This window comes from Thiohalocapsa halophila, from assembly GCF_016583825.1.
In the GTDB taxonomy this organism is placed as follows: Bacteria; Pseudomonadota; Gammaproteobacteria; order Chromatiales; family Chromatiaceae; genus Thiohalocapsa; species Thiohalocapsa halophila.
Genome location: NZ_NRRV01000006.1, coordinates 31846 through 54693 on the forward strand (window position 1 = coordinate 31846; position 22848 = coordinate 54693).

At 67.7% G+C, this 22848-nt stretch carries 17 protein-coding genes; 10 read left to right on the plus strand and 7 right to left on the minus strand.

The window, feature by feature from the left end:
* Positions 1-84: 84 nt before the first annotated feature.
* Positions 85-564 (plus strand): rhodanese-like domain-containing protein, encoded by a 480-nt coding sequence (locus CKO31_RS03845; RefSeq protein WP_200234213.1) that lies wholly within the window; start codon positions 85-87, stop codon positions 562-564.
* A gap of 188 nt (positions 565-752) precedes the next feature.
* Here the strand turns inward: CKO31_RS03845 and CKO31_RS03850 are convergent, their stop codons facing one another.
* A complete protein-coding gene (locus tag CKO31_RS03850; RefSeq protein WP_200234214.1) occupies positions 753-1673 on the minus strand; it encodes an NAD(P)H-binding protein in 921 nt (306 codons plus the stop codon).
* Between the two features lie 296 nt (positions 1674-1969).
* On the opposite strand from CKO31_RS03850, the gene CKO31_RS03855 reads away from it, so the two are divergent.
* Positions 1970-2671: an SDR family NAD(P)-dependent oxidoreductase gene (locus CKO31_RS03855; RefSeq protein ID WP_200234216.1), complete on the plus strand. Its 702-nt coding sequence runs from the start codon at positions 1970-1972 to the stop codon at positions 2669-2671.
* A gap of 240 nt (positions 2672-2911) precedes the next feature.
* Here the strand turns inward: CKO31_RS03855 and CKO31_RS03860 are convergent, their stop codons facing one another.
* Positions 2912-3256: an HPF/RaiA family ribosome-associated protein gene (locus CKO31_RS03860; protein ID WP_200234217.1), complete on the minus strand. Its 345-nt coding sequence runs from the start codon at positions 3254-3256 to the stop codon at positions 2912-2914.
* Positions 3257-4416: 1160 nt separating this feature from the next.
* Between CKO31_RS03860 and CKO31_RS03865 the strand changes: the two genes are divergently transcribed.
* The 3 genes from CKO31_RS03865 to CKO31_RS03875 all read left to right on the plus strand — a co-directional run bounded on the left by CKO31_RS03865 (position 4417) and on the right by CKO31_RS03875 (position 7037).
* Positions 4417-5202, plus strand: coding sequence for a DNA-formamidopyrimidine glycosylase family protein (locus tag CKO31_RS03865; RefSeq protein ID WP_200234219.1), 786 nt, complete (start codon positions 4417-4419; stop codon positions 5200-5202).
* Between the two features lie 376 nt (positions 5203-5578).
* Entirely contained in the window at positions 5579-5992 is a 414-nt protein-coding gene (locus tag CKO31_RS03870; RefSeq protein ID WP_200234221.1) for a DUF4149 domain-containing protein, read from the plus strand.
* Positions 5993-6056: 64 nt separating this feature from the next.
* Complete coding sequence (locus CKO31_RS03875) at positions 6057-7037, plus strand: DMT family transporter (RefSeq protein WP_200234223.1); 981 nt, start codon at positions 6057-6059, stop codon at positions 7035-7037.
* Here CKO31_RS03875 and CKO31_RS03880 read toward each other — a convergent pair.
* Positions 7018-7572 carry a hypothetical protein gene (locus CKO31_RS03880; protein ID WP_200234225.1) on the minus strand — a complete coding sequence of 185 codons (555 nt, stop codon included), beginning with the start codon at positions 7570-7572 and terminating at the stop codon, positions 7018-7020. The two genes, CKO31_RS03875 and CKO31_RS03880, sit on opposite strands and share 20 nt — an antisense overlap.
* Positions 7573-7820: 248 nt before the next feature.
* On the opposite strand from CKO31_RS03880, the gene CKO31_RS03885 reads away from it, so the two are divergent.
* From CKO31_RS03885 to CKO31_RS03900, 4 genes are all read left to right on the plus strand, one after another.
* Positions 7821-8879 (plus strand): Sfum_1244 family protein, encoded by a 1059-nt coding sequence (locus CKO31_RS03885; protein WP_200234227.1) that lies wholly within the window; start codon positions 7821-7823, stop codon positions 8877-8879.
* Positions 8880-9032: 153 nt separating this feature from the next.
* Positions 9033-9293, plus strand: coding sequence for a hypothetical protein (locus CKO31_RS03890; RefSeq protein ID WP_200234229.1), 261 nt, complete (start codon positions 9033-9035; stop codon positions 9291-9293).
* A 21-nt stretch (positions 9294-9314) separates the two neighbouring features.
* On the plus strand, positions 9315-10469 hold the full coding sequence (gene grrM / locus CKO31_RS03895) for a cyclophane-forming radical SAM/SPASM peptide maturase GrrM/OscB (protein WP_200234231.1): 1155 nt from the start codon (positions 9315-9317) through the stop codon (positions 10467-10469).
* A complete protein-coding gene (locus CKO31_RS03900) occupies positions 10466-14197 on the plus strand; it encodes a hypothetical protein (RefSeq protein WP_200234233.1) in 3732 nt (1243 codons plus the stop codon). The genes grrM and CKO31_RS03900 overlap by 4 nt, the downstream gene beginning before the upstream one ends.
* Before the next feature lie 127 nt (positions 14198-14324).
* On the opposite strand, the gene metH is transcribed toward CKO31_RS03900, so the two are convergent.
* The 3 genes from metH to CKO31_RS03915 all read right to left on the minus strand — a co-directional run bounded on the left by metH (position 14325) and on the right by CKO31_RS03915 (position 20774).
* Positions 14325-18092 (minus strand): methionine synthase, encoded by a 3768-nt coding sequence (gene metH / locus CKO31_RS03905; protein WP_200234235.1) that lies wholly within the window; start codon positions 18090-18092, stop codon positions 14325-14327.
* 307 nt (positions 18093-18399) lie between these two features.
* Positions 18400-18801: a cysteine-rich small domain-containing protein gene (locus tag CKO31_RS03910; protein WP_200234236.1), complete on the minus strand. Its 402-nt coding sequence runs from the start codon at positions 18799-18801 to the stop codon at positions 18400-18402.
* Positions 18802-19196: 395 nt separating this feature from the next.
* Positions 19197-20774, minus strand: a complete 1578-nt coding sequence (locus CKO31_RS03915) for a cobyric acid synthase (RefSeq protein ID WP_200234238.1) — start codon at positions 20772-20774, stop codon at positions 19197-19199.
* A 142-nt stretch (positions 20775-20916) separates the two neighbouring features.
* On the opposite strand from CKO31_RS03915, the gene dnaQ reads away from it, so the two are divergent.
* Positions 20917-21654 (plus strand): DNA polymerase III subunit epsilon, encoded by a 738-nt coding sequence (gene dnaQ, locus CKO31_RS03920; protein ID WP_200234240.1) that lies wholly within the window; start codon positions 20917-20919, stop codon positions 21652-21654.
* Between the two features lie 256 nt (positions 21655-21910).
* On the opposite strand, the gene fnr is transcribed toward dnaQ, so the two are convergent.
* Positions 21911-22669 carry a fumarate/nitrate reduction transcriptional regulator Fnr gene (gene fnr, locus CKO31_RS03925; RefSeq protein WP_200234242.1) on the minus strand — a complete coding sequence of 253 codons (759 nt, stop codon included), beginning with the start codon at positions 22667-22669 and terminating at the stop codon, positions 21911-21913.
* Positions 22670-22848: the final 179 nt, after the last annotated feature.

Below are 22848 nucleotides of genomic sequence, written 5' to 3' on the forward strand. Positions count from 1 at the left end.
GGCGGCGTTGACAATCTTGGACGCAGCCCAGGGGCTTGCTCAGGTATAACGCTCGTCATCGAAAGACAGCCTCGGGAGAACGCCATGAAGAACTTTCTGGAGCTCATCCGCAACTGCCTCACGGACGTGCGCGAGATCATGCCTTGGGAGCTGGAGGAGCGCCTTGCCGAGAATCCGGATCTGCTGGTGGTGGACGTGCGCGAGCCGGACGAGTTCGCGGCCATGCACATCGACGGCTCCATCAACATCCCCCGCGGCATCCTGGAGTCCGCCTGCGAGTGGGACTACGAGGAGACGGTGCCCGAGCTGGTGCGCGCCCGGGACCGGGAAGTCGTCGTCGTCTGCCGCTCCGGCTATCGCAGCGTGCTGGCGGCCAACTCCATGCAGGTGCTGGGCTACGGGAAGGTCGCGTCGCTGAAGACCGGGCTGCGGGGCTGGAAGGACTACGAGCAGCCCCTGGTGGACGCCGCGGGCCAGGACGTGGACCTCGACGACGCCGACGTCTATTTCACGCCCAAGCTGCGCCCCGAGCAGCAGCGCCCGAAGGACACGCAGGCGGCCTGAGGGGCACTCTCACGCAGAGGCGTTGCATCTCGGCATGGGCTGATCATGATCCGTAGTGCGTAGTGCGGAGTGCGCGACGAGCTGCTGCGGCGGTCGCGTGCGCCAAGGAGCGCGCGCGGTTTGGCCCACGCCCCCCGCGTCGCGTCCGCCCGCCCTGGGCGCTGCAATCCCGCACCCTGCCCGATGGGTTATTCCGCAAGGTACGCCAACGCATCCGGATCGAATGGCCTGGGCGTGATCCCCAAAGGTGCGAAGCCGTCTTCGACGCAGGTGTTGCCGCCGAGGAGCATGGTGAGCTGATCGCGGGTCACCGGGAACCACTCGAACCGCCCCATGACCGAGGCCACCGGCCCGATGAACATCACCGGCGCCGGCAGCATCAGCTTTTTCTTGCCGGTGGCGGCGGCGATGCCGGAGAGGATCTGCTTCCAGCTCCAGGCGTCGGGACCGCACAGCTCCAAGGTCTGGCCGATGGTTTCGGGTGTCTCCAGGGACTTGGCGAAGGCCGCGGCCACGTCCTCCACGTGCACCGGCCCCAGCTCGAAGCCGCCGGCGTCCGTCGGCAGCCAGCCCTCGTAGAACAGCGGCGCCGGCATGGGGCTGTCGATGAGCTCCTCCTTGAGCTGGGTGCAGAATTCCATGCGCCCCCGCGGCGGACCGAAGATCACCGACGGCCGGAAGATGGTCCACTCCAGCGACGACGCCTTCAGCGCCTCTTCAGCGGCGAGCTTGGTGGTCTGATAGGGGGTCGCGGCGGCGTCGATGCCGTTGGCGCTCATGAGCAGGAAGCGCTTGACGCCCAGCTCTTCGGCCACGGCCATGGCGCGCTCGGCACCGCGGCGCTGCATCGCGTCGAAGGTGATGCCGCGGCTCGGCTGCTCGCGCAGGATACCGATGAGATACACGGCCGCGTCGCAGCCCTCGAAGCAGGTGCGCACCGCGGCCTCGTCGCTGATATCGCCGGTCACGGACTCCAGGTCCGCAAGCGCCGGCAGCTTGTCCTCGCTGCCGGGGCGCACGAGCACCCGTGTGCTGTGGCCGTAGACCGCCAGGGCGTCCAGGAGGTAGCTGCCAACGAAACCGGTGCCGCCGATGATGCCGATCTTCATGTGAGCTCCCTTGCGTGGTTCGGTTAGGTGAGGGGCTGGGCGCCGCCAGGCCGCGGGCTGTGTGCCGGCGGTGGCGACGGATCAACCCTGCGCTTGTGCGGGGATGTGCGGCACCTGGGCGCGAATTCCAGCCCCGGAGATGGCTTTTCAGACAGGGTCTGTCCAGCCGCGTGCAGGCCATCGACCTAAGACGTCTCGATTTCGAAGATGTTTTCGCTCGGTATGGCAGGCGCTTGTATATGCTTTGTCCGGCGTCATGTGCTTCGCTCCTACAAGCCTGCAAAAGGATGACCATCATGTCGAAGCACTTCCTCATCATCGGCGCAAGCTCGGGTATCGGCGCTGCGTTGCTGGAGCAGTTGGTGGCCCGCGGCAATACCGTCACGCACCTATCGAGAGAGCCGGAGCGCGCGCCGGATTTGCCCGGCATCACCGGTGTGCACTGGGACCTGCGCAGCGAGCCCTTGCCGGTGGACGCGCTGCCCGAGCGCCTCGACGGCGTCGCCTACTGTCCCGGCGGGATTCGGCTCAAGCCCTTCCAGCGCCTGAAGGAGCAGGACTTCAACGAGGAGTGGGAGCTGAATCTCATGGGCGCCGTGCGCACCCTGCAGGCCGTGCTGCCAGCCTTGAAGCGCAGCGAGACGGCGTCCGTGCTGCTGTTTAGCACCGTTGCGGTGCAGACCGGAATGCCCTTCCACGCGGCAGTGGCCGCGGCGAAGGGGGCGGTGGAAGGTCTGACCCGCTCGCTGGCGGCGGAGTGGGCCCCCGCCATTCGGGTCAATGCCATTGCGCCGACACTCACCGACACCCCGCTCGCCGAGCGTTTGCTGGGCTCCGAAGACAAGCGCCAGGCGGCCATGGACCGCCACCCCCTCAAGCGTGTCAACGATCCCGGCGACGTCGCACGCGCCGGCGCGTGGCTGCTCGCCGACGCCCCCGCCGTAACCGGTCAAGTGATCCAAGTGGACGGCGGCTTGTCCTCGGTGCGGGTCTTCTAGTCGACACTGGTCAACCGGTTTGTGCGGGCCGGTTCGGCATTGCCCGTGCAGGCCGAGTCGTCACGCAACCTGACGGGCGAACGGGCGAACGGGCGAACGGGCGAACGGGCGAACGGGCGAACGGGCGAACGGGGGGGGCGGCGCAGGATCTCACCTACGCCTGCGCCACAGGGGGTGGCTGGCCGCGCGCCGAGTATGGGCGCGCGACCGCCCGATGGCGCTGCTCGGCCGCGCGCGGCGTCAGGTGCCGGTGGCCCGCAGGTCGCCCGCAGCGCCGGCTTTGCCCAGACTGCGGATGCGTAGACGGCGGAGCTTAGTGCGCAGTCCGCCGAATGCGGTGTCGATGGCCTCCTCGGCCTTCTTGTGGGCCTCGCGCACGACGATCTGGCGCTTCGCGGAAAGGTTGGCCACCAGCTCGCAGCGGACGCGATGGCCTTTGACTTGGTCGAACTCCTCGGCGAGGCGGACTTGCAGGTCGAGCTGTTGATCCGGTGCCGCTTGGGTGAGATCCGCCGCGAGGCGGTTGATGCGCCGGCCAAGCTTGCGGTCCAGGGCAAGCGTATCTCCTGTGATGCGTACGCTCATTCACTACCTCGTTGTGATGTACAGAGCGGTCCCGGACGCCGGGACGGGGCTTGCGGGCCGATTGGCCCGTGTTGCAGGTGGCTGATTTCCAGCAGGGCCCAGGTGTGGGCTGCGTCGTTGATACAAGGCAGACATCTCGGGCAGGTGCGATATGAGGTCGTGCGTCGACGGCGCTGCCGCCGCAGCGCATGACCGGGCCGCCGCCTGCTACGCCTCGGACTTCAGATGTTCGGGGCAGTGGCGGTCGCTCTTGGACGTTCCGCGACTCCTGATGGCCTGTCTGCAACGGGGATCGGTTCCAACTGGCGCAGGCCCGAAGGCCCTTGTTGAACGGGAAGTGGACGCTCTTCGACGGTCCTCTCTCACCGGGACCCACCAACCTCGGGGCTAGCTGCGGCCGGTGCAATGAGCCGATGCGGGCGGGTGCTGTGCCGGGACGCTGCGAGACTCATGCCCTGCGTCCAGCAGTAGCTGCCGGCTCGGCGACGGTGCTGTCGAAGAGCGCTGGTCGACGGCTTTCTTGCCCAACCGCGGTTGCGAGGCGCCTGAGCGCCGGCGGTCGCGGGAGGGGGCTCGTCGAAATTGTTCGGGCGGCGAGCGGGGGGACGCCGGGGTGGCGTTTCCGTCCGAATCTTGTCTTGGCGCAGACAATAGCACAACTTCTCGACGGCGTCGCGATCAGGGCCGCGTTATCGAGCCCGGCGTTCGGCTTGGCGCATTCGGTCGCGTTTTCAAACGGTGTTGGCGCTTGCAGACGGGCCACGGCGGCCGCCCGCGACAGCGCTCATGCAGGCTTCCTCGCGCGGGCCTCGCAAGCCACAGCTGGTGCTGTTTTTTGACCTCAGGAAATCCAGGGTTTCCGGCCCCGGCGCGCGGCGAACTTTTCCGCCTACCCGGTGCTCCAACCTTGTGAGCTTCGTTGAAGCTCTCTGACTCCTTGTCGTGTTCCCCCGCCCTTGGGCGGGGTTTTTTTTGGGCTTAGCCTCGTCCGCCGACCGAGACCCAGCGCCGGGCGGCCCCAGCCCCCAGCCCCCAGCCCGCGACCGTAGCCCCAAGCTTTGAGCCCGAGCAGACACACTTGCTCGCGGGTATCGTGCGCGCTCATGCGTACAGGCCGCCGGTAGCGGCTGAGCACACCTGCGCCCCGTCAAGATCGACCCATGCCCGAGGGAGACACCATCCACAAGGTGGCCGCCTACCTGGACGACGCCTTGCGCGATCGCCGCGTCCAGGCCGTGCGCCTGCACCCGGCATTCGGGCCGACCGTGGGTGCGCGGACAGTGGCCCGGGTCGCCAGCGAAGGCAAGCATCTGTTCATCAGCTTCGAGGACGGTACGGCGCTGCGTAGCCACCTCGGTATGTACGGTGCTTGGCACAGTTACCCCGCCGGCGCCGTCTGGCGCAAGCCGCGGCGGCAGGCGTCCGTCGTCATAGACACCGCCCAGCGGGACTTCGTGTGCTTCAACGCCAAGGAGGTCCAGTGGCTTCGCTCCCACGGCTTCCGTCGGGCGGACCAGGCAGCCCGCCTCGGCGCCGACTTGATTCGCGACGGCCTCGCTGCCGAGGAGCTGCTGCGGCGTATCGACAGCTTCTGCGACCCGCAGACGCTGCTCGTAGACCTGCTGCTGGACCAGCGCATCGCCGCCGGTATCGGCAACGTCTACAAGTCCGAGGTGCTGTTCCTGGAGCATTGGGCGCCGCTGCGCCGGGTGCGGGACCTCGGCGACGACGCCCTGCTTGCGCTCTATCGGCGTGCGGCGGCGCTGCTCGGGGAGAACCTGGGCGGCGGGCCGCGGACCACGCGCTTTAGCGCCGCTGGTCGCGGCGGACTCTGGGTCTATGGCCGGGCGGAGCTGCCCTGCCGGCGGTGCGCAGCACCGGTGCGCCGCGCGCTGCTGGGCCGCCAGCCGCGCTCCAGCTACTGGTGTGCGCGCTGTCAGGCCTGAGGCGCTGGCATGGCCTGGATGCCGCGAGCGGTCGGCGCGGCTCCGGCGGGGCCTGGCCTGCCGCGCGCCCTGCGACAGCACTACGGCGCCGTTGCCTGCTGTGAACCGATCCCAATGTCGCCTGTCATCGAAGACCAGGCAAACGCCTATTGATTGGCAGCTTTCGTCCGCGACCGGACGGCTCGCCTTTTGCTGTGGCCTAAACCGGGGAAAATCAACGCGCTCGGAAGCCGCGTTCTCAAGCGCCTTGCCGGTTTTGGTAAGGCAAGACCAATAATCGATATTTCGTCATAAGGGCGCGCGCCGCTCGCGACCGTCGGCTCGCAGCCGCCGCACCGTCCCGGCGTCCGCCACAAGCCAGCCCAGGAGCTGCACCATGAACCTCTCCCTCGGATTCCACGTCATCGCCGGTTTTGCGCTGGCGCTCGCCTTCGGCGGTATGACCTTCTTCTCCGCGGTGATGGCGCCGTTGGTGTTCACCAAGCTGCCGTTCGAGACCGCCGGCGGCTTCATCCGACAGGTCTTCCCTTGGTATTACCTGACCATCGGCGGGGTCTCGGTGGTGGCGGCCCTGGCTTTGCTGTTCGCCGGGGAGTCCTTGGGCGCCTTGCTGGCGGCCTTGGTGGCGGTGGGCTTTTGGCTCGCCCGGCAGGTGCTGATGCCCCGGATCAACGCCGCCCGCGACGCCGGCGAGGACGCGACCTTCAATCGCCTGCATCGCGTCAGCGTGGTGATCAACGGCGCCCAGTGGCTGCTGCTGGCGGCGGCCTTGGTCATGGTGCTGGTGTGAGCCGCAGGCGCCCAAAGGGCCGCGCCGGACTTGCCGGGCATCGCGTGCCGTCGGCGGTGGGCGCATGAGCGTTTCCGGTAGGGGCGCCGCCGTCGCGCACCGCTATGCCTGGACTGAGTGGGTCAGCCTGCTGGCGTTGACGGCCATGTGGGGCACCTCGTTTCTCTTCACCAAGGTGGCGGTGACGGCGCTGCCTGTAGCCTGGGTCGTCATGGCCAGGCTCGGCATCGGCGCCCTGGTGCTGGTGGCGCTGGCCTGGCTGCTCGGGCGCGGTGTGCCCCGCGGTGGGCGTCTTTGGCTCTTCTTCGGCCTGATCGCCATCGTGGGCAACCTGCTGCCGTTCTCGTTGATCACCTGGGGGCAGCAGTCCATCGACAGCGGCCTCGCCGGCATCCTGATGGCCATCATGCCGCTGGCGACACTGGGGCTTGCGCATTTGTTCGTGCCCGGCGAGCGTCTCACCGGCAACCGGGTGGCGGGCTTCCTGACGGGCTTCGCCGGCGTGGTGGTGCTGATCGGCCCGCAGGCCCTGCTCGCCATCGGCGGCGAGCGGGGGCCGCTGCTGCCCATGCTGGCGGTGCTCGCCGGCGCCCTCTGCTATGGCACCTCGGCGATCCTGGCCCGGCTGCGCCCGCCGAGCGATGCCCTGACCACGGCCGCCGCGACCATCGGGCTGGCGTCGGTGCTTGCGGTGCCCATGGGGCTGAATGGCTGGCTCGGCGGCATGGCCGAGCCGCCGACGGCGTTGCCCACGGCGGCGGTGCTCGGGGCCGTGCTCTTCCTCGGCCTGTTCTCCACCGCGACGGCCATGATCGTCTACTTCCGGCTCATCCGCACCGCCGGGCCGTCCTTCACGTCGCAGCTGAACTATTTGATTCCGCTCTGGGCGGTGGCGGTGGGCGTGGTCTTCCTCGGCGAGGAGCCGACCCTCGCGCACCTGTTCGGGCTGGTGCTGATTTTGGCGGGCATTCTGTGGTCCCGGCGCCCGCCGCGGCGGGCGCCGCGCGCCGGCGATGCACTCACCACTACTCGAACAGATCCCTGAAGGCCTTGCTGAAGCGCTTGTAGGCATCCCAGCCGTCCTTGTCCATGACTTGGTCGATGACCCAGCGGTTCTCGTCCTGCTCCCCCATGAGCTGCTGGATCTCGAAGCCCAGATGGCGCAAAAAGCTGTAGGACGGCCCCTCGTCGTCCAGCTGAAACTCTGCGTATTCGCCGGAGCGCTCGTTGAGCCGCTGGATGAAGGGCGTGCCGTAGTCGTCGGGGCCCATCAGGTCCTGACTGTTGTCCTGCACGTGGTCGACGGCCTTGCGCGCCATCGCGGTGATGAGCTCGCGCCGCCGGTCGTCGTCCAGCATCTCGTGGGCGAGGCGGTCGGCGATCTGGATCAGGAAGATGACGTACTCCTGGATCACCCGCATGCGCTGGGCGTCGTCGCGATAGACGAAGCGCTCGCAGTGCAGGGTGATGGCCTTGTCGGTGGCAATTCGGAAGGCGATAAAGGCCAGCGCGCCGCCGACCTCGTCGAGGGAGCGCTCGATATCTTCGTTCTGCCAGTGGCTCTTGATGCGAAGCGCCATGGTCGTGCTGACTCCTGCTTGTCGCTTTGGCTTGTTTCGGCTTGGATGGGGCAGTTGGGGGCGCGCGGCGAGTGCGCAAAGCACCACCACCGACGCGGCTCATTCGCGGGCGCGCAGCCGTTATCCCAGCCGGGCTTGAACTGGCGGCGATTTTACCCGACCATTTTGGTCAGGATTTGCGCGCGGGGCGCTGCCGGTTGGCCGGCACCGCCCGCTACGCGCTGCCGGAAGCCATCGAGGTTGTCGTAATGAAGCCGAACCAGCTCGAAGCCCTTGCCGACACGGTGCAGTACAACTGCCATGTCTCCGACGCCCGGCACGGCGGTGACTATTCGCTCTGCGTCTATTTGATGAAGATGCGCGAATACTACCGCTGGGAGCACAAGCTGCCCTATGGGGCACCGCTCGCCAAGGATGCCGTCGGCGATTGGCTGGCCGCGCGCGAGCAGCTTTGGGAGGGGCTCGAGGACGCCGACCTGCGCCCGCTCAGCATCCAGGGGCGGGATTATGACCCCTTCGACGCCGACGCCATCAACGAGTACCTCGCCGCCGACGGCCTGGTCTACAGCAGCGGGCTCGGCAATCGCGCCAAGCCGCATTTCTTTCTCGGGCGCCTGGAGCAGTGCCTCAGTCGCAGCGGCTACACCGTCTACGTGGCCGCCGGCGAGTACGCCCGCGACCTCGCCGCACCGCCGGCGATGACGCTGGGCAACAGCATCTTCCTGCGCCGGGAGTCCCTGCGGCGCATGCTTTGGGAGAAGCTGGAGAGCTGGCGCTGGAGCCGCCCGGACAACGCCCTCGGCCGCGCCTTTGCGTGCTACGACTTCGACGCGGACCTGGACGGCTCGCTGGACGCCATTACCGACCGCGAGATCGACAACGCCCTGCTGCACGAGCAGGGAGAGTACGAAGCCGGGCAGCTGTTGGACGACGCCGCCTGGAACGCCATGGTCGCCGACGTCGCCGGCACCCCGGCGGAGCTCACCGCTCGCGCCGTGCGCGACCACCTCGCCGACGCCCTGGTGACCCTGCCCAGGCTCGCCGAGCAGGCCGACGCCCCGGCGCTGCATTTCTACGTCGGCAACCTCAACAACATGCGCAAGCACCTGTTTCCCTCGCTGACGGCCGCCTATGACGCCTGGCGGGCGGGCGGCGACACCGAGCCACTGGCGGCAGCCGCCGCGCGCGGCCGCGACCACTGGCTTGCCCTTGGCCGCGAGATGGTGGCACGCCACAACGCCGACGGATCCGAGCCCGCCGCATTGGTGGCGGAGCTGCGCAGCCTAGCGGAATCTCAGCAGCTCTAGGCACCTGTCTTTGGGCCGGCCTGACCGGGGTGTCGAGCAAGGGATCGGGCGTCGCGGGTGCCGTTCGTCCGGGGATTGGTACACTTTGGCCTATCCGCTAGGGTGCCAGACTGCGGTGCTGCCTAAGCTGCGGACGTAAGTGGCTGATTCCCATTGGCCAAACCCAACGGCGCGCCGCGCCATGGCGATCAGGGCAGGATCATGCGCAAGAGCAGACTGCGGACGTTCGGTTATCTGGCGGCGGCTGTGCTCGCAGGGACGAGTCTGAGCGCCGCCGCGAAGCGGGTGGAGCTGGATCAGCGAATCGGCGGCGTCGCCGACGCCGAGTCGCAACGGGTCGGCGGCTCGGCCAAGCTGGCCCAATGGCTCAACCAGAACCCCTGGGACAACTGGAACAACTGGCCGAACTACTAACGGACCGCCGAGCTCGCGGCGATGCGCCTCGGCCAGACGCAGCGCTCGTGCATCCAGCTGCTGGTGCTCCAGGCATCGTCCTTCTGCAATATCGATTGTCGCTACTGCTATGTCCGTGGCCGCGATCGGGCCGAGCGCATGCCGGACGCGGTGTTGGACGCCGTCGCGCGCAACCTAATCCCGAGCCGGCTCACCGGCGCAGAGCTTTCGGTCTGCTGGCATGCCGGCGAGCCGCTGGCGGTCCCCAGAGCCTGGTACGAAGACGCCTGCACCCGCCTCGCGGCCGCAGCGCGGCCCGGCCAGCGGTTGGTGCAGCACGTGCAGACCAATGCCATGCTCATCGACGACGGCTGGCTCGAGACCTTCCAGCGCCACGGCTTTCGCGTCGGCGTCAGCATCGACGGACCCCAGCCCATCCACGATGCCAACCGCGTCACCCGTCGTGGCCAGGGCACCCACCGCGAGACCATGCAAGGGATCAGCCGGCTGCGTGCGGCGGATTATCCCTTCGACGTCATCGCCGTGTTGACGGCGCCCGCGCTGGATGAGCCGGATGCCCTGTTTGACTTCTTTGCTTCCCTCGGTGCGCGTTCTGTCGGGTTCAACATCGACGAGATCGAGGGACCGAACACGCAAAGCTCTCTCGCCGTAGCGGATGCGGAGGGGCGCTTCCGCCGCTTTTTGGAGCGTTTCCTCCGGCGTCATGCCGATGCCGGGGAACCCTTCGCGCTGCGGCCGCTGACGCAGTTGCGCAGCGCCATCGCCGGCAGGGTGCGGGGGGCGGCGATGATAGCGAACCACCAGGTAGAGCCGCTCGGCATCCTCGTGGTGGGGGCCGACGGCGCCCTGAGCACCTTTTCTCCAGAGCTCATCGGCACGCCGGAGCCCGCCTTCGGGGATTTCGTCTTCGGCAATGTCCTTGCCGGCGGACCCGAGCAGATCCTGCGTAACCCGCACTTTCGGCGGTTGCGGCGCGCGGTGGACGCAGGCCGGCGGCGCTGTGCCCGGCGCTGCGGTTATTTCGACCTCTGCGGCGGCGGCGCCCCCGGCAATAAGTATTTCGAGAGCGGCCGCGTCGACATCGACGAGACGCTGTATTGCCGCCTGTCCGTCCAACAGATGCTGGAGGCGACGCTGCGCCATCTGGAAGCCGCAGGGGAGGACGCCCGGACATGACGGATGCCCGCATCGATGCGACCGGGGGGAGCGGCGTCGACGCCGCCAAGGGCGGCCACGGTGGCCGCCGTCGGCGCTGGCTCCTGCGCCTGCTCGCCGGGCTCGGGCTCGCCGCTTTGCTGTTGGCAGCCCTGGTGCTGCTGCAAGGCGGCGGGGCGCGCACACTGGAAGATTTCCTCGCCGGTGAGTGGCCGGGGCCGGCTGCCCGTATCTACGTGGAGCCGCCGCAGCTCTATACGCGTGAGCGCCTGGTCAATGACCGCTTCCGCGAGATCAACTGGCTGGAGCAGCGCTTGAACGGACTGGAGAGCGTCGCCGAGCGGCCGCCGAGCATGGCGTCCGCCAGCGACAGCGAGCAGCAGGTGCACCTCGGCAGCGGGCGGCAGCCAGATGACGCAGCGCCGGCGACGGGCTCCGCGCGGGCGCAGCCGGCGCCGGCCCCATCGCTGTCGCTGGACCAGCTGGAGGCCTTCAATCTCGACTTCGAGCGCCGGCTCGCGGTGCGCTCGGAGATGCTGAACACGCTGCTGGACGACAGCCACGACCTCTCGGGCGCGACCTTGTACCGGATGAACTTCGACGTCTCGGTGGTCCCGAAGCCCGGTGCACGCGGCTTCGGTTTGGTGGCCATCGACGTCGCGCCGAACAGTTGCGTTGGCGGCGATGACGTCTGCTACGACATCGCCCAGGAGGCGCGCCTGGCCCAGCGGGTCCAGGCCTATCGCGGTCTGCTCGGCTCCTGGGAGCGGGATTTGCAAGGCTTCTTGTCGAAGGTCTACCGCGATCGCACCGGGTTCCGCATCGACAGCGGTCACGACCCCTTCGGTGGCGTGCCGAAGGAGCGCATGGCCTTCAGCTGGTACCTGAGAGCCAAGACCATGGAGCTCTGGCTTGGCTTGCTGGCCGGGTCGGATTGCGCCGCCGGCGCGAGGACGAACGGCGCCGGAACCGATCCGGCGCAGGCTGCGGAGACCTGCATCGCATCCTGCCGTCGAGATCCCTCCGGCTGGGCCTGCGATGCGGCGCTGCGCCGCGACCATCTGCGCCGCAGCCTGGGGCTGCCGGGCTCCAGGACCCTGCTGGCCGGCGACTTGTCCGCGGGCCTGGAGCGCGCCTTCAACGAGGAGATCCGCCGCTACGGCGGGCAGGTGCGCGACAAGCTGCGTCGGCGCAATCTCGCGGCCTTCCGCAGCGAGCTCGAGGTCGCGTTACAGGCCTGCCCCAAACCCGTCGGTTGGCGACAGGGCGCCGATTGCGTGTCGGCGGAGGCCGGCGACGCGGCGCCGGGTGCGGACGGGCAACCCGAGCCGCCGCCCGCGGCGGCGATACAGCTCAGCGCGAAGCTCGACCAGGGCGGCACCAAACCCCGCTCGGCGACTCAGCCGACGCCGGGTTTGGCCATGCGCGAGGCCGGTCTGGACCTGAGTAAGCGTGATCTCGAGTGTATCGAGAATATCCGCGCCTGCGACACCAAGCAGCTGGACGAGCTGTATACGAGCATCGTCACTGCCAACGCCTGTCGCGGCGGTCCTCTGACCCTGGCCTGGGACCGTAAACATCGCTACTCCATCGCCTGTCCGGCGGTGCAGTCGGATCAGCTGATCAACCTCTATGGGCTGGTTCGGCTGGCGGCTTTGCTGCGGGAGATGCATCGTACATTGATCCAACCGGCGGCGGTTGCCGCTGGTGATCGGCCGTTGCTGCCGATGCTGCCAGAGGGCAGCACGAGCGAGGAGGTACGCGAGCGTGGGCGCCAGTTCTACGAAACCTGCCTGCTGGCTTACCAAGACGTCGCATACCGATGCCGGGACGCCTCCGCAGGCAGCGACGACGGCTGGCATGGCGAAGACGTCGACAACGCCGCGCAGAGGGCGCCAGGCGGCAACGAGCCCAAGCCGACGAGCTCGACCTGTAGCCTGAGTGCGGAGGACGAGAAGCTCGAACAGACGCTGTGCGAGCTGGTGAAGGCCGGAACCAGCGACGCGGTGGACGATCTCGCGCTGTTCAAGGAATGGTTCGCCGAGTTCTTCGTCGACCGCCTGCGGCGCAGCGACATTCCGGGCTTTCAGCCGTCGCCGTCCATCGATCGCTTCTTCGCCGTACAACCGGTGGGTTGCGGCACCGGCGCCTGCGACGTGATGGTGAATCGCCGCCGCTGGCTGAGCGAGGAGGATGCGGAAGCATTCGGCGAGCGCTTGACGAAGGCCCTCGATCGGCTCGGCGACCCGCCGGTGGCCGCGGTTTGCCGCGAGGCGGGCGACGCCCGCGACCAGACCCGCTGTGAGCAGGCCCAATGGCTGCGGGCGTTACTGCCCGCCACCCACCAGCTCTGCCTCGGCAGGCATGTCGACAAGTGTCTGGACGTGCTGCGCGAGTCGCTACGGGCAGCCGAAAACTTCGAGGTGCAGCGCGACACGCTGCCGGACGTGGAATTTCGATCCAATGACGACCAATTTCGCAAGTTATTGATCTATCAGCTCCAGTGTACGGGGGATCGGGTCATGGATGCAGTCGGCGCCGGAAGCTCAGCGGCGGACGCCGTTGCGCATTGCCGCCAGCCGCTGTCCAATCTGGAGCAGCGCGTGGCCTGGGATTTCGCGACGACCATGACGGCACTGGCATTGGAGCAGCGCCTGGACGCGCTCGGGGGCGAGATCACGGTCTACGCCGTAGAGCCGCGCACCAAGAGCCTGGTGGGCCGCACCGCTGTACGCCAGACACGTCAGCTGAGCGCCTCGCTGGAGACCCTCCCGCAGGAGCTGCGCGCGGCGCAGCTGCAGGCCGCACAACGCATAGCCGAGCGCCTGGAGCGCATCGGCGCCCGGGCAACGGTGGTGGGCTTCGGGCACCTACGGGGGGGCGCCAGCGTGGGCAATGACACGCGTCGGGCAAGCTTCGGTTGGATCCTGCTGCCGAACCATTTCGAGCCCCAGGGGCTGCTCGGGCGCGTGCGGCCGACGCACCAGGCGGCGACGCACCGCCTATCCGCGGTGCTGTCGGTGCCGAGCTGGTGGACCAGCCTGCGGTTGACCATCCGCCAGTGTTGGGGCCGACACGGGGGGCTGGATGGCGCCGTCAGCCTGGATCCGTATCAAGCCGAGGCACAGTGCGACGGCAAGAGCCACAAGTCCGGATTCGCCCCCGCGGGAACCGTGGTCTACGACGTGGACCTGCCGGAGACCACGGAGCGGATTACCGAGGTGTTCGATTTCGAGGTCATCAAGGTGCCCTACATCGATCACCGGCCGCCGCAGGAGGTGGCCGCGTTCGAGGCGGGTCGGCGCGGCAGGGCGGTGATCCAGGGCGGACGGCTATGGCGGGGCACCATGGTGACGTTGAATGACCAGCCCGCCGACGAGATCACCGTACTGCCGGATATGAAAGGGGTCGTGGCCACCTTCGATTGCGTGCTGCCGCCGGCGGGCATGCGCCACTACACCCGCAACGAGCGTGTCGAAGCCCCGAGAGGCGATCCGGGCGATGCCCCGAGCCGCGCCAAGCTGAGCGTCTGGACGGCCCAGGGCGACACCTTCACCGAGGCCAGGATTCACCCCTTCAAGGTGCGCCTGCCGGGGGAGCGCCCCTGCTGGCTCGAGCAGGCTGCCGGTGCTTTGGTGCCGCCGGCGCCGGCGCAGCACGACGCCGGCGATCCGGCGCCGGAGGCCGGTCAGCAAGCAGCCACCGCGGCCAGCGCGACTCGCCGGCCCCATGCCCTAGCCGTGCGCTAGCCCCTGTCGCGCCTTACCGCGTTGGGGCCGGTGCTGCAGCGGGCGGCGGGCAGCGGCGCAGGATCGCTTACACCCGGCGCCGCCGGGCTCGGCGCGAGCCCGGCGAGCGAGGACGCCGGTAGCGGGCTCAGTCCGGGTCGTAGCCCAACACCGGCGACAGCCAGCGCTCCGCCTGCTCCAGGGTCATGTCCTTGCGTGCGGCGTAGTCCTCCACCTGGTCCTTCTGGATGCGGCCGATGCCGAAGTAGCGCGAGCTCGGGTGCGAGAAGTACCAGCCGGAGACGGCCGCCGTCGGCAGCATCGCGAAGGACTCGGTCAGCGTCAGGCCGATGCGCTCGTCGGGCTTGAGGATCTCCCAGAGCGTGCCCTTCTCGGTGTGGTCCGGGCAGGCCGGGTAGCCGGGGGCCGGGCGGACGCCGGTGTACTTCTCGGCGATGAGGTCGTTGTTGTCCAGCTGCTCGTTGGGCATGTAGCGCCACAGGTTGGTGCGCACCAGCTGGTGCAGGCGTTCGGCGAAGGCCTCGGCGAGGCGGTCCGCCAGCGCCTTCAGCATGATGGAGCTGTAGTCGTCGTGGTCCGCCTCGAAGCGCGCCACGTGCTCGTCGATGCCGATGCCGGCAGTGACCGCGAAGGCGCCGATCCAGTCGCGCTTGCCGCTGTCCGCAGGCGCCACGAAGTCCGCCAGCGAGATGTTCGGCTGGCCCTTGCCGGCGGCGCGGAACATCTGCTGGCGCAGCATGTGCAGCTCATACGCCTTTTCGCTGCGGGTCTCGTCGGTGTAGATGGCGATGTCGTCGTCGCCGATGGCGTTGGCCGGGAAGAAGCCGCAGACGCAGCTCGCCTTGACCCACTTCTCTTTGACCATCTTCTCCAGGAAGGGCACGGCGTCCGCGAAGAGCTTGCGCGCCTCTTCGCCGACAACCTCGTCGTCCAGGATGGCCGGGTACTTGCCGGCGAGCTCCCAGGCGTTGAAGAAGGGCGACCAGTCGATGAAGTGCTTGAGGTCCTCCAACGGGTAGTCGTCGATGGTGGCGATGACGCCGTCACCGACGCGCTCCAGCTTGATATCGAGCTCCAGGCCGTCGGGCAGGGCGATCTTGTCGCCGAGGATGGCCGGGCGCTCCGGCGTGTACTCCGCCCAGTCGATGGCGACCTTGTTGGCGCGGGCGTCGTCGATGGGCATGAACTTGCGGGTGGTGCCACGGCCCTCGCGCTCGGCGCGCATGCGCTCGTACTCGGCGGCGATCTCCGCCACATAGCCGTCGTGGTGGGTCTTGCTCAGCAGGTTGCTCACCACGCCGACGGCGCGGGAAGCGTCCACGACATAGACCGTGGGCGCCTCACGCTGCGGGGCGATCTTTACTGCCGTGTGCAGCTTGGATGTGGTGGCGCCGCCGATCAGCAGCGGCATGTCCATCCCCTGGCGCTTCATCTCCTTGGCCACGTGCACCATTTCGTCCAGCGACGGGGTGATCAGGCCCGACAGGCCGATCATGTCGACCTCCTCCTCCCGGGCGCGCTGCAGGATGGTCTCCGCCGGCACCATGACGCCCAGGTCCACCACCTCGTAGCCGTTGCACTGGAGCACCACGGCGACGATGTTCTTGCCGATGTCGTGCACATCGCCCTTGACCGTGGCGATCAGGAACTTGCCGTTGCTCTTGCCCGCCTGGCCCGATGCCTCCTTCTCGGCCTCCAGGTAGGGAAAGAGGTAGGCGACCGCCTTCTTCATGACGCGGGCGGACTTCACCACCTGCGGCAGGAACATCTTGCCCTCGCCGAACAGATCGCCGACGACGTTCATGCCGTCCATCAGCGGGCCTTCGATGACCTCCAGCGGCTTGTCGGCGTTTTGGCGGGCGGCCTCGGTGTCCTCGTCGATGTAGTCGGCGATGCCCTTGACCAGGGAGTGCTCGAGCCGCTTCTCCACCGGCCAGGAGCGCCACTCCTGGTCCTCCGCCTTTTCGGCGCCGGAGCCGTCGCCCTTGTACTTGGGCGCGATGTCCAGCAGGCGCTCGGTGGCGTCGTCGCGGCGGTTCTGGATGACGTCCTCGACCGCTTCGCGCAGCTCCTCATCCAGGTCGTCGTAGATGGCGAGCTGGCCGGCGTTGACGATACCCATGTCCATACCCGCTTTGATGGCGTGGTACAGGAACACGGCATGGATGGCCTCGCGTACCGGGTTGTTGCCGCGGAACGAGAAGGACACGTTGGAGACGCCGCCGGAGACCAGGGCATTCGGCAGGGTCTCTTTGATTTTGCGCGTGGCCTCGATAAAGTCCACGGCGTAGTTGTTGTGCTCCTCGATGCCCGTGGCCACCGCGAAGATGTTCGGGTCGAAGATGATGTCCTCGGACGGGTAGCCCACCTGCTCCGTCAGGATCTTGTAGGCCCGGGTGCAGATCTCGACCTTGCGCGCTTGGGTGTCCGCCTGGCCCACTTCGTCGAACGCCATGACGATGACTGCCGCGCCATAGCGGCGACACAGTCTGGCCTGCTCGATGAACTTCTCTTCGCCTTCCTTCAGCGAGATGGAGTTGACGATGGACTTGCCCTGGACGCACTTGAGCCCGGTCTCGATGACCTCCCACTTCGAGGAGTCGATCATCACCGGTACGCGGGAGATGTCCGGCTCCGCAGCGGCGAGGTTCAGAAAGCGATTCATCGCCTCCACGGCGTCGAGCAGCCCCTCGTCCATGTTGACGTCGATGACCTGGGCGCCGTTTTCCACCTGCTCCACGGCCACGGACAAGGCGGTGTCGTAGTCGCCCTCCTTGATGAGCCGCTTGAAGCGCGCCGAGCCGGTGACATTGGTGCGCTCGCCGACGTTGACGAAGAAGCTGTCCTTGGTGATGTTGCAGGGCTCGAGGCCCGACAGACGGCAGGCCGGCTCCAGCTCGACCTCTGTGCGCGGCGCCATGCCTTCGACCGCCTTGGCGATGGCCTCGATGTGCTCGGGGCCGGTGCCGCAGCAGCCACCGATGATGTTGAGCCAGCCCTCGCGGGCCCAGTCGGCGACCTCCTTGGCCATTTCCTCGGGCCCCAGGTCGTAGCCGCCGAGCTCGTTGGGCAGGCCGGCGTTGGGGTGGGTGGAGACGCGGCACTCGGCGATGCGCGCGAGCTCCTCCACGTAGGGGCGCAGCTCGTGCGGCCCCAGCGCGCAGTTGAGCCCGATACTTAAGGGCTGCGCATGGCGCAGACTGTTGTAGAAGGCCTCGGTGGTCTGGCCCGTCAGGGTGCGCCCGGACTGGTCCGTGATGGTGCCCGAGATCATGATCGGCAGCTCGACGCCGTCCTGATCGAACACCTGCCACACGGCGAACAGCGCCGCCTTGGCGTTCAGGGTGTCGAAGACCGTCTCCACCAGAATGATGTCCGCGCCGCCCTCGATGAGCGCGCGGGTGGCCTCGGCATAGGCCGTCACCAAGGTGTCGAAGTCGATGTTGCGAAAGCCCGGGTCGTTCACGTCCGGGGAGATGGAGGCGGTGCGGTTGGTCGGGCCGAGCACACCGGCGACGAAGCGGGGCTTCTCGGGCGTGCTGTAGCCGTCTGCGCTCTCGCGGGCGAGCTTGGCGGCGGTGAGATTGATCTCGTAGACCAGCTCCTCCATGCCGTAGTCGGCCATGGCGATGCGGGTGCCGTTGAAGGTGTTGGTCTCGATAATGTCGGCGCCGGCGGCCAGATACTCGCCGTGGATGTCGACGATGAGGTCCGGCCGCGTCAGCACTAGTAGGTCGTTGTTGCCCTTGAGATCGGACGGCCAGTCCTTGAAGCGCTCGCCGCGGTAGTCGGCCTCCTCGAGGTCGCGGCGCTGGATCATGGTGCCCATGGCGCCGTCGAGGATCAGGATCTGACTCGCGAGTCGTTCGTGGAGCAGGTCGGTGCGGTCTGTCATAGCGTTACTGCCGTGTTGCTGGGCGCGGGCCGACGGCCTCGGCTGCCGTTTGAAGATGGTTCCGGTCAGTTGCGCGCGTCGGCCCCTGAGGGTCGAGCATGCGCGGGCTGACCTTCGGGCGGCTGGTGTCGCTCGACGACGGAAGCGGATACGCGTGCGCACGCCGGCCGGCGCCCGGGGGCCGGTGCAGAGAACGGACGGCGCGAGGCTCCGTCCTTCAGCTTGTTGGCGTTACGCCCGTCAGCGGGCGGGTTGCCACACCGGCGCGCCGTGCGCAGGGCGGGCGTTGCTCAGATCCGCTCCGGGGTCAGTTCTTGTCCGGAGTCTCTGGTTTGGGGTCAGTGCTGGCTCGTTCGTCGTTCTCGGAGGCTGCGGTGCCGTCTGCGGCGGGCCGCTCCTTCGGAAGATAGCGTGGACTCTGCTCATGGCCATCCCAGACCACAGGTTTAGCGAGCCATTTTTGGATGAATGCCCAGGAAGCCTGATAGCCGTCATGGGGCAGGGTGCAGGCCGAGCAGTCCTTGCGGCGGACACCGTTCGCGTCGGTGAAGACCTCGTACGGCCCCGGGCACTCGTACGCGATCAGGGGACAATAACAGAAAAGGCAGTTGAATTCCCGCTTGACACCCGGGTGACAGGGCAGGAACGGGCATTCATGGTTGGTGAAGCCCTTGAAAGCCTCGTTGTTGGTGGTGTCTTTCGGTTGCATGGCTGGGGGATGGCCGTGACCCTGCAAGAGGATGGGGCTGAGCCGTGACAGTGACGAAAGCTAAGCAGGTAAGGGCGCAGTCTCTGCCGCCAAGGGCGGACTTGGACCGCCGGCGCTTCATCGCGTGGCGGTGACGACCACGCTAGGCTGTCTTTAGGGCGTCCGAGTCTTCGCCAAGATGGCCAATAAAGCGGTTGCTCCCTAGGGCGTCGCCAGTGCCGCGTGCCCCTCCTGCTCGGCCCCGAAACCCACGCGCCGCGGGTATCCGAGCGTCTACACGCCATTCACGCCGTGCTGCGGGCTTTGGATTCGTCGTTCAGATCCAAGACGGCGAGCTCAGCGAGTGTATGGCCGTGGTCGATACAGCCGCAGCCGGGCGATGGCTCGCGGCCCGCTCACCGTGCTAGCGCCAGCAATGCATCCAGGTCCAGATTCGCCTCGATGTGCTCGGCAAGCTCGTTCAGCGCCTGCTCGATGCGGGCGTCGAAGTCGAGCTGCCCGGCCTTGGCGCCCATCTGCTCCAGCCAGTGCGTGCGGAAAGCGTCTCCTGCAAAGATGCCATGCAGGTAGCCGCCCATGACCCGGTCGTGGTGGCTCACGGCGCCCTCGGGCTTGGTGGTGCCGTCGGCGTTTTGCAGCAGCAGCCAGGGCTGCTCTAGCCCGGCGCCGGTGGTGCGGCCCATGTGCATCTCGTAGCCCGCGACCTCGCAGCCGCTGACGCCGTCTTGGGCCGAAAGCTCGATGAGGCGCTTGTCGCCGCCGATCTCGGTCTCGATGTCCAGCAGTCCCAAGCCGGGGGTGTCGCCCGGCGGGCCCTCGATACCCTGCGGGTCGCGTACCACGCGCCCGAGCATCTGGAAGCCGGCGCAGAGTCCCACCACCCGCCCGCCGCGGCGCACGTGGGCGTGGATGTCGATGTCCCAGCCTTCTTTGCGCAGGATATCCAGATCCGCCCGGGTGGCCTTGGAGCCCGGCAGGATGACGACGTCGGTGTCCGCCGGCAGGGCCTGTCCGGGCATGAGCCAGCGCAGGTTCACCGCGGGCTCCGCGGCCAGCGGGTCCATGTCGTCGAAGTTGGCGACGCGGGAGAGACGCGGCACGGCGATGTTGAGCGTGCCGGTGTTGGCCCAGCTGTCCTCGGCCGGGCGCTCCAGCGCCAGAGAGTCCTCCGCCGGCAGCCGCGAGGCGCCCTCGAACCAGCGCACCACGCCGAGGAAGGGCCAGCCGGTGTGTGCCGTGATGGTCTCGCAGGCGGGCTCGAACAGCGAGAAGTCGCCGCGGAACTTGTTCACCATGTAGCCGACGACGCGCGCCCGGTCGGGCGGGTCCAGCAGCAGCCAGGTGCCCACCAGGTGCGACATGGTGCCGCCTTTATCGAGATCACCGACGAAGACCACGGGCACGTCGGCGCGCTCGGCGAAGTACATGTTGGTGATGTCGCTGTTGCGCAGATAAATCTCGGCACCACTGCCGGCGCCCTCCACCAGCACCAGGTCGGCGTCGGTGCACAGGCGCTCGAAGCTGTCCAGGATGGCCGGCATCATGCCCTGGCGCATCTGGTGGTAGACCCGCGCCGGGCAGTTGCCGAGCGCGCGCCCGCGCAGCACCACCTGGGAGCCGACATTGGTCTGCGGCTTGAGCAGCACCGGGTTCATGTGGATGGACGGCGGCACGCCGCAGGCGCGGGCCTGCAGCGCCTGGGCCCTGCCGATCTCGCCGCGCGGGCGCTCGCCGTCGGGGCCGGGGCGGGCGTCCGTATCCTCGGTGACGGCGGCGTTATTGCTCATGTTCTGCGCTTTGAAAGGCCGCACCTTGAGCCCGCGCCTGGCATAGGCCCGGCAGAGCCCGGCCACCAGCAGGCTCTTGCCCACGTCGGAGGCCGTGCCCTGGATCATCAGCGTGCGGGCGCGCCGCGGCCCGTGGTCGCCGAGGGGCGGGAGGTCGAGGTCGATGCTGGGCGGGGTATCGGGCATGGTGTCGAATGGCGTTTTGTCGTGACGGGCTCGGGTTGGGTAAGCTGGCGGCAGGACTTAAGACCTAGGACCAAGCGTCGGCGCGCAGGCAAGCGCCCGCAACCTGTTGATAGATTGGGGTCGAAGAGGAACAAGAAGCATCATGCGCCAAATCGTGCTGGACACGGAAACAACGGGCCTGGAGCCGGAGGAGGGCCATCGGGTCATCGAGATCGGCTGTGTCGAGCTGATCGAGCGCCGGCCCACCGGCAACAACTATCATCGCTACCTTCAGCCGGACCGCGAGGTCGACGCCGGCGCCTCGGCGGTGCACGGCATCACCAACGAGTTTCTTGCCGGCCAGCCGCGCTTCGCCGACGTGGTGGAAGAGCTCATGGACTACTGCCGCGGCGCCGAGCTGGTGATCCACAACGCCCCCTTCGATGTCGGCTTCTTGAACCACGAGCTGAAGCTTTGGCGCCTGGATGCACCGGCCATCGACACCCTTTGCTCGGTGACCGATAGCCTGGTGCTCGCGCGCCGGCTGCACCCGGGTCAGCGCAACAGCCTGGACGCACTCTGCAAGCGCTACGGCATCGATAACGCCCAGCGCGACCTCCACGGCGCACTGCTGGACGCCCAGATCCTGGCCGACGTCTACCTGGCCATGACCGGCGGCCAGGTGAGCCTGCATCTGGGCGGTGAGGAGCACGTGGAGACAGGCCTGCGGCGAGAAGAGGTCCGTCATGTGGCGGTACCCCGCGGCAAGCTGCGTGTCGTGCGGGCCAATGCCGACGAGCTCGCTGCCCACGAGCGCAAGCTAGCCGCCATCCAAAAGGCCAGCGGCGCCTGCGTCTGGCTCGCCGAAGGCGCCGCCGACGCCGAGGCGGTCGCACGCTGATTTGCTGATGTTTGCCTCAGTGCGGGCCCCCAACCGGGGTGCCCGCGCGGCGTGACCAGCAACGGCGGTGGGCAGCGCTTAGAGAAACGCCGAGCTATCGGCGCTTTCCCTGTGGGCCAGGATCCGCCGGCACTCTCCGCGATACGACGCCTAAGGCTGTCAAAGCGCCAGCGGGCAAAGAGCCGGCAGGCCGCCCCTTTGGGAGCCAGCCCGGCTCAATGCGATTTGTGCCCGCGATGGCCAATAAACCGGTGGCTTAGTTGGAGTGTTTTCGGCTGCCGGCGGCCTGTGCGGTGCCCGCGAGGCTCTCGATGGTGCCCAGATCCAGGATCTCGACGTGCTTGCGGTCGACCTTGACCAGCCCTTCGTCCTGGAAGCGGGTGAAGAGTCGGCTGACGGTCTCCACCGCGAGGCCGAGGTAGTTGCCGATCTCGTGGCGCGACATGCTGAGGTAGAAATCCGTTGGTGACAGACCCCGCTTACTCAGGCGCTGCGACATGCTCACTAGGAAGGCCGCAAGGCGCTCCTCGGCGTTCTTCTTGCCCAATAGCAGCAGCATCTCGGCATCATGACCAATCTCCTTGCTAAGCAGCCGGAACATGGAGTGCTGCAGGCTCGGGATGGACGCGGCCAGCTCCTCGAAGCGCTGGAAGGGGACCTCACAGATAGCGGAGGTCTCCAGCACCTTGGCGGAGCAGGCGTGGCAGTCCTGGTCGATGGCGTCGAGGCCGATGATCTCGCCGGGGAGGTGGAAGCCCAGCACTTGCTCGCCGCCTTCCTCGCTCGGCGTGTAGGTCTTCACCGAGCCCGTTTTGACAACGTACAAGGATCGGAAGCGCTCTCCGCTGCGAAAGAGGTGATCCCCCCGGTGCAGCGGGCGCGAGCGTTTGACGATGCTGTCCAGCCGGTCCACGTCCTCCGGCGACATGCCCATGGGGAGGCACAACTGAGACAGCGTGCAGTTTTTGCAGGCGACCCGGATGGTCTCGAAGGAGATAACTTTTCGTTGAGTCAAGGCAGTGTACCTGGCTGGTTGACGGTGTCATTGTGCAACCCAGGTTGACATGCATCAAGGGTAAATGTCGCTGCTTTCACGCGCCCCTATTGATGTTATTGCCTAGGATACTGCGACCTGGCCGCCGTCTGTGTACCTGTAGCCGTGGCTTTGGGCCTCCGGTCCTTTAGGAACGAGAG